Source organism: Nocardioides sp. (assembly GCF_031422975.1).
GTDB lineage: Bacteria > Actinomycetota > Actinomycetes > Propionibacteriales > Nocardioidaceae > Nocardioides.
In genome coordinates this window covers 1-4851 of the sequence record NZ_JANPEO010000413.1, presented here as the reverse complement: position 1 = coordinate 4851, position 4851 = coordinate 1, and the positions used below count along the sequence as shown (strand labels likewise).

7 protein-coding genes are annotated in these 4851 nt (G+C 70.5%); 4 read left to right on the top strand and 3 right to left on the bottom strand.

What is annotated here, in order from left to right; genetic code table 11:
- Both RMO85_RS12490 and RMO85_RS12485 read right to left on the bottom strand, forming a co-directional pair.
- The coding region (locus RMO85_RS12490) for a sigma factor (protein WP_310529051.1) at nt 1-173 on the bottom strand (173 nt) is incomplete at its 3' end.
- A 73-nt stretch (nt 174-246) separates the two neighbouring features.
- The gene (locus RMO85_RS12485; protein ID WP_310529049.1) at nt 247-924 is read right to left on the bottom strand and encodes a Crp/Fnr family transcriptional regulator; all 678 of its coding nucleotides are present in this window, start codon (nt 922-924) and stop codon (nt 247-249) included.
- 136 nt (nt 925-1060) lie between these two features.
- Between RMO85_RS12485 and nth the strand changes: the two genes are divergently transcribed.
- The 4 genes from nth to RMO85_RS12465 are packed head-to-tail and all read left to right on the top strand — an operon-like array spanning nt 1061 to nt 4241.
- Nucleotides 1061-1801: an endonuclease III gene (gene nth / locus RMO85_RS12480; protein WP_397203800.1), complete on the top strand. Its 741-nt coding sequence runs from the start codon at nt 1061-1063 to the stop codon at nt 1799-1801.
- Nucleotides 1798-2307 (top strand): TlpA disulfide reductase family protein, encoded by a 510-nt coding sequence (locus RMO85_RS12475; RefSeq protein WP_310529048.1) that lies wholly within the window; start codon nt 1798-1800, stop codon nt 2305-2307. The genes nth and RMO85_RS12475 overlap by 4 nt, the downstream gene beginning before the upstream one ends.
- Nucleotides 2304-3062, top strand: coding sequence for a CoA pyrophosphatase (locus RMO85_RS12470; protein WP_310529047.1), 759 nt, complete (start codon nt 2304-2306; stop codon nt 3060-3062). The genes RMO85_RS12475 and RMO85_RS12470 overlap by 4 nt, the downstream gene beginning before the upstream one ends.
- Before the next feature lie 3 nt (nt 3063-3065).
- Entirely contained in the window at nt 3066-4241 is a 1176-nt protein-coding gene (locus RMO85_RS12465) for a MarP family serine protease (protein ID WP_310529046.1), read from the top strand.
- 9 nt (nt 4242-4250) lie between these two features.
- Here RMO85_RS12465 and RMO85_RS12460 read toward each other — a convergent pair whose 3' ends face one another.
- The gene (locus tag RMO85_RS12460) at nt 4251-4661 is read right to left on the bottom strand and encodes a phage holin family protein (RefSeq protein ID WP_310529045.1); all 411 of its coding nucleotides are present in this window, start codon (nt 4659-4661) and stop codon (nt 4251-4253) included.
- Nucleotides 4662-4851: the final 190 nt, after the last annotated feature.

The following is a 4851-nucleotide window of genomic DNA, read 5'->3' as shown; positions in this document are numbered from 1 at the left end:
ACATAGGCCTCCGGCGAGGTGTCGATGCGCTCCCAGTGGCGGGCCGCCTGCACGAGCGCGGCCTGCACGAGGTCCTCGGCGAGGTGGTGGTCACCGGTGAGCAGGTACGCCGTGCGTGCCAGGGCGGCGCCACGTGCGTGGACGAACTCGTCGAACCCGGACCGATCGGTCACCGCACACCCCCTTCATGACGTACGACGCGCGCGGCGGCCGGGTCGGGGGTCAGTGCTGCAAGAAATCTTCCAGTCAGCGCGCGCGGCGCGAGAGCCGCTCGAGGTCCATGATCACCACGGAGCGGGGCTCCAGGCGCAGCCAGCCGCGCGAGGCGAAGTCGGCGAGCGCCTTGTTGACCGTCTCGCGGGAGGCGCCGACCAGTTGGGCGAGCTCCTCCTGGGTGAGGTCGTGGTGGACGTGGACGCCGTCGTCGGCGGTGCGGCCGAAGCGGTCGGCGAGGTCGAGCAGCGCCTTGGCGACACGGCCGGGGACGTCGGAGAAGACCAGGTCGGCCACGACGTCGTTGGACTTGCGCAGGCGAGCCGCGAGCTGGTTGAGCAGTCCGCGGGCGACGATCGGACGCCCGTCGAGCCAGCGCAGCAGGTCCTCGTGGGAGAGCGACGCGAAGGTGGCGTCGGTGACGGCGGTGACCGTCGCGGAGCGGGGACCGGGATCGAAGAGCGAGAGCTCACCGAACATCTGGCCGGGGCCCATGATGGCGAGCAGGTTCTCGCGGCCGTCGGAGGACGAGCGGCCGAGCTTCACCTTTCCCTCGGCGACGATGTAGAGCTTGTCGCCCGAGTCGCCCTCGTGGAACAACACGTCGCCGCGGCGCAGTCTGGTCTCGGCCATCGAGTTGCGCAGCGCCGTGGCTGCCTCGTCGTCGAGCGCGCTGAACAGCGGAGCCTGACGCAACACGTCGTTGTCCACCGGTGTCCTCCAACCTAGGGGCCTGCCTGATCGGGGGAATCCTAGCCGTGGTCTGGGTCACACGAGTCAATCGGGGCCGATCGGAGCGCAACTGACCAGCCAGTGGTCCGTCGATGCCGCGTCGTAGGCTGCCCACGTGCCCGCCCGCCCCGCCACCGCGCCTCGTGCCAGCCTGCCGCCTGCGCCTCCCGAGACGTCGCTGGTGCGCCGGGCGCGCAAGGCCAACCGGATCCTGGCCGAGACCTATCCAGACGCACACTGCGAGCTCGACTTCGACAACCCGTTCCAGCTGCTGGTGGTCACGGTGCTGAGCGCCCAGACCACCGACCGCCGGGTCAACGCGTTGCGGCCGACCCTGTTCGCGGCCTATCCCGATCCCACGGCGATGGCGGGTGCTCCCCGCGAAGTCCTCGAGCAGATCGTCGGCCCGCTCGGCTTCTTCCGGGCCAAGACCGATGCGCTGCTCAAGCTGAGCCAGGCGCTGGTGGAGCGCTACGACGGCGAGGTCCCCGGGCGGCTCGACGACCTGGTGACGCTGCCCGGTGTCGGACGCAAGACGGCCAATGTCGTGCTCGGCAACGCCTTCGACGTCCCCGGCATCACGGTCGACACCCATTTCGGCCGGCTCGCACGCCGCCTTGGGTGGACCGAGGAGACCGACCCGGTCAAGGTCGAGCACGCGGTCGCGGCGCTCTTCCCCAGGCGCGACTGGACGATGGTGTCGCACCACCTGATCTGGCACGGCCGTCGCCGTTGCCACGCGAAGAAGCCCGCCTGCGGGGCCTGCCCGCTCGCCAGGCTCTGCCCGTCCTTCGGTGCGGGCCCGACGGACCCGATCGAGGCGGAGATGCTGGTCAAGACCCAGGGGCCGGCGTGATCCGGGTTGTCGCCGTCGCCCTGTGCGCGTTGCTCCTGCTGAGCGGCTGCACGGCGTCGCCTGACGAGGCTCTCGACGATGGGTTGCCCGACGTCACGCTCGCCGGCTTCGACGGCGGTGACGACGTCGACCTCGGTGACTTCACGGGCCCGGCGGTCATCTCGGTGTGGGCCTCCTGGTGTGGTCCGTGCCGAAGGGAGATGCCGATCCTCGAGGAGTTCCATGCGGCGTACGGCGACCGCGTGGCCATGCTCGGGATCGACTTCCAGGACGCGCAGACCGACAAGGCGCGCGCGCTCGTCGAGCAGTCCGGCGTGACCTACCCCCTCGTGCGGGACGAGGCCGGCACCATCAACGGCGCAGGCGCGTTCCCGCTGCTGCGGGGGCTCCCGTTCCTCGCGTTCGTCGACGCGGACGGCACGGTCACCCACGTCGAGGCCGTCGTCATCGACTCGACCGATCAGCTGGTGGCCATGGTCGACGAGTACCTCGGGGTGACGCTGTGAGCGACCCGGACGAGCGGGACGCGGGTGAGCGACCCAGCTCGCGGGACGGACTGTCGACCATCCCCGACTGGTTGACACCGCTCGCGGAGGGCGCCCAGGCGATCACTGTGCACGAGCTGACCCGCTTCATGCCGCCGGAGGGCAGCGATGCCCGCCGCGGCGCCGTCCTCATCCTCTTTGCCGACCTCGACGGCGACGGGTTGGGCGAGCTGCTCCTGACCGAGCGCGCGCACCACATGCGATCGCACCCGGGGCAGGTCTCGTTCCCGGGCGGCACCATCGACCCGGGGGAGACCGCGGTGCAAGCGGCGCTGCGTGAGGCGGAGGAGGAGGTCGGGCTCGACCCGGCCGAGATCGAGCTGTTCGGTGAGCTGCCCGAGCTGTGGCTGCCGCCGTCCAACTTCGCGGTGACGCCGATCCTCGGCTACTGGCGCGAGCGAGGAGACGTGAGCGTCATCAGCCCCGACGAGGTGCACGCGATCCACCACGTCGCCATCGCCGACCTGGTCGATCCCGCAAACCGGATCAACGTGCGGCACCCGTCGGGCTGGCTCGGCCCGGGATTCCTGATCGGGCCCGACCGCGACGTCATCCTGTGGGGCTTCACGGCCGGCATCATCTCCCGGCTCTTCGACTACGTCGGCTGGTCCAGCGAGTGGGACAGCGAGCGGGTGCGTGACCTGCCGGACCACATGCTGCATGGTGATCCCACACCGACCGTTGCCCCACGGTCGAACACACGCTTCGAGGAGTAGCCCGTGAACATCCTCGACTGGTGCCTGGTGGCGCTCGTGGCCATCTACGCCCTGTCGGGGTACTGGCAGGGCTTCGTCACCGGAGCCTTCGCCACCGCGGGTCTGCTGGGCGGCGGCCTCTTCGGGGTCTGGGTCGCGCCGACCGCGCTCGGCGACGCCGCACCGTCGCTGTGGGTCTCGCTGGGCGCGCTCTTCATCGTGATCCTGTCCGCTTCCCTGGGGCAGGCCTCGCTGCAGTACGTCGGCGCCCGGATCCGGGCCCGGATCAAGTGGCAGCCCATCCGCGCCGTCGACGCGGTCGGCGGTGCAGCGCTGAGCGCGACCGCCGTCCTGCTGGTCTCCTGGGCCCTCGGGGTCGCGATCTCGGGCTCGCGGATCGACGGCATCACCCCGATCGTCCGCGGCTCGGCCGTGCTCGCCGAGGTCGACGACTTCCTCCCCGACCAGGCATCCGACGTGCTGGGCGCCTTCAACAACGTGGTCGGCACGACCTTCTTCCCGCGCTACCTCGAGCCCTTCGCGCCGGAGCGGATCGTCCGGGTCGGGCCAGGTCCGACCCGGCTCCTCACCGATCCGGACGTGCTCGGCGCGGCACCGAGCGTGCTCAAGGTGCGGGGCAGCAACAACTGCGGCAGCGGCGTCGAGGGGTCGGGGTTCCTCTACTCGCCCGGCCGGCTGATGACCAACGCGCACGTCGTGGCGGGCGTCGACAACCCCGAGGTCGAGGTCGGTGGCTCGTCAGTGCCCGCGACCGTGGTCGTCTACAACCCCGAGATCGACGTGGCCGTGCTGGCGCTCGACGAGGGCGAGCTGCCGCACCTGGTGTTCGACAAGAGCGCCGAGGCCCAGGACGGGGTTGCGGTGCTGGGCTATCCACAGGACGGGCCCTACGACGTGCAGACCGGCCGGATCCGGGCCGAGCAGCGCCTCCGGTCGCCCAACATCTACGGCGAGGGCACCGTGCTGCGCGACGTCTTCTCGCTGCGTGCGCTGATCCGGCAGGGCAACTCCGGCGGCCCGATCGTCAACTCGGCGGGCGACGTGGTCGGGCTGATCTTCGCCGCGTCGGTCACCGACCCGGACACGGGCTACGCCCTGACGGCCGAGCAGATCTCCGAGAGCGCTGCCCTGGGCGTCACCTCGGAGGCCGAGGTGGACACCGGGAGCTGCGCCGGCTGAGGAGCCAGGTCAGCTGCGGCCGCGGAGGGCGGCCGGGATCTCCCTGCCCTGCGAGATCGCGCGCTCGGGGCCCCTGACCTGCTTGACCTGCTTGAAGCCGACGAAGGCGAGGATGCCGGCGACCAGGAGATAGGCGCCGAACACGATCAGGAAGCACCACGCCAGGTCCAGCCCGGTCATGTGGAGGAAGTAGGCGAACGCGACCGACAACATGATGATCGCGAGCAGACCGAGGAACCCGGCGGCGGCGAAGAGACCGATGCCGGCGCCCCCGTGCCTGAAGCTGACCTTGAGCTCCGACTTGGCCAGCTCGATCTCCTTGGAGATCAGCGTCGAGATGTCTCGACTGGCGTCGATGACGAGAGCGCCGATCGTGGGATCGGTGTCCCTATCGGTCGGCGTGGTCGGAACGGGGGCCATGGATGTTCCTTCGCGAATGTGTTGCCGCGTTCGTACGGCGCGGGCTGACGCGCCCGACCCTACACAAGCCGCCGACGAAGCCTCCCGGCCCGGGATCCCCGCTAGGCTGGACCTCAGGTGAGCCGGGAAGTCTGGTCGGCCCGCGACGGGGTCCGTGGCGGAGTTCTGAGTCCAGCGACCCGAAAGCCGC

Coding starts and splice junctions, on each gene's coding strand:
- RMO85_RS12460 (WP_310529045.1), bottom strand. CDS start 4,661: ATGGCCCCCGTTCCGACCACGCCGACCGATAGGGACACCGATCCCACG.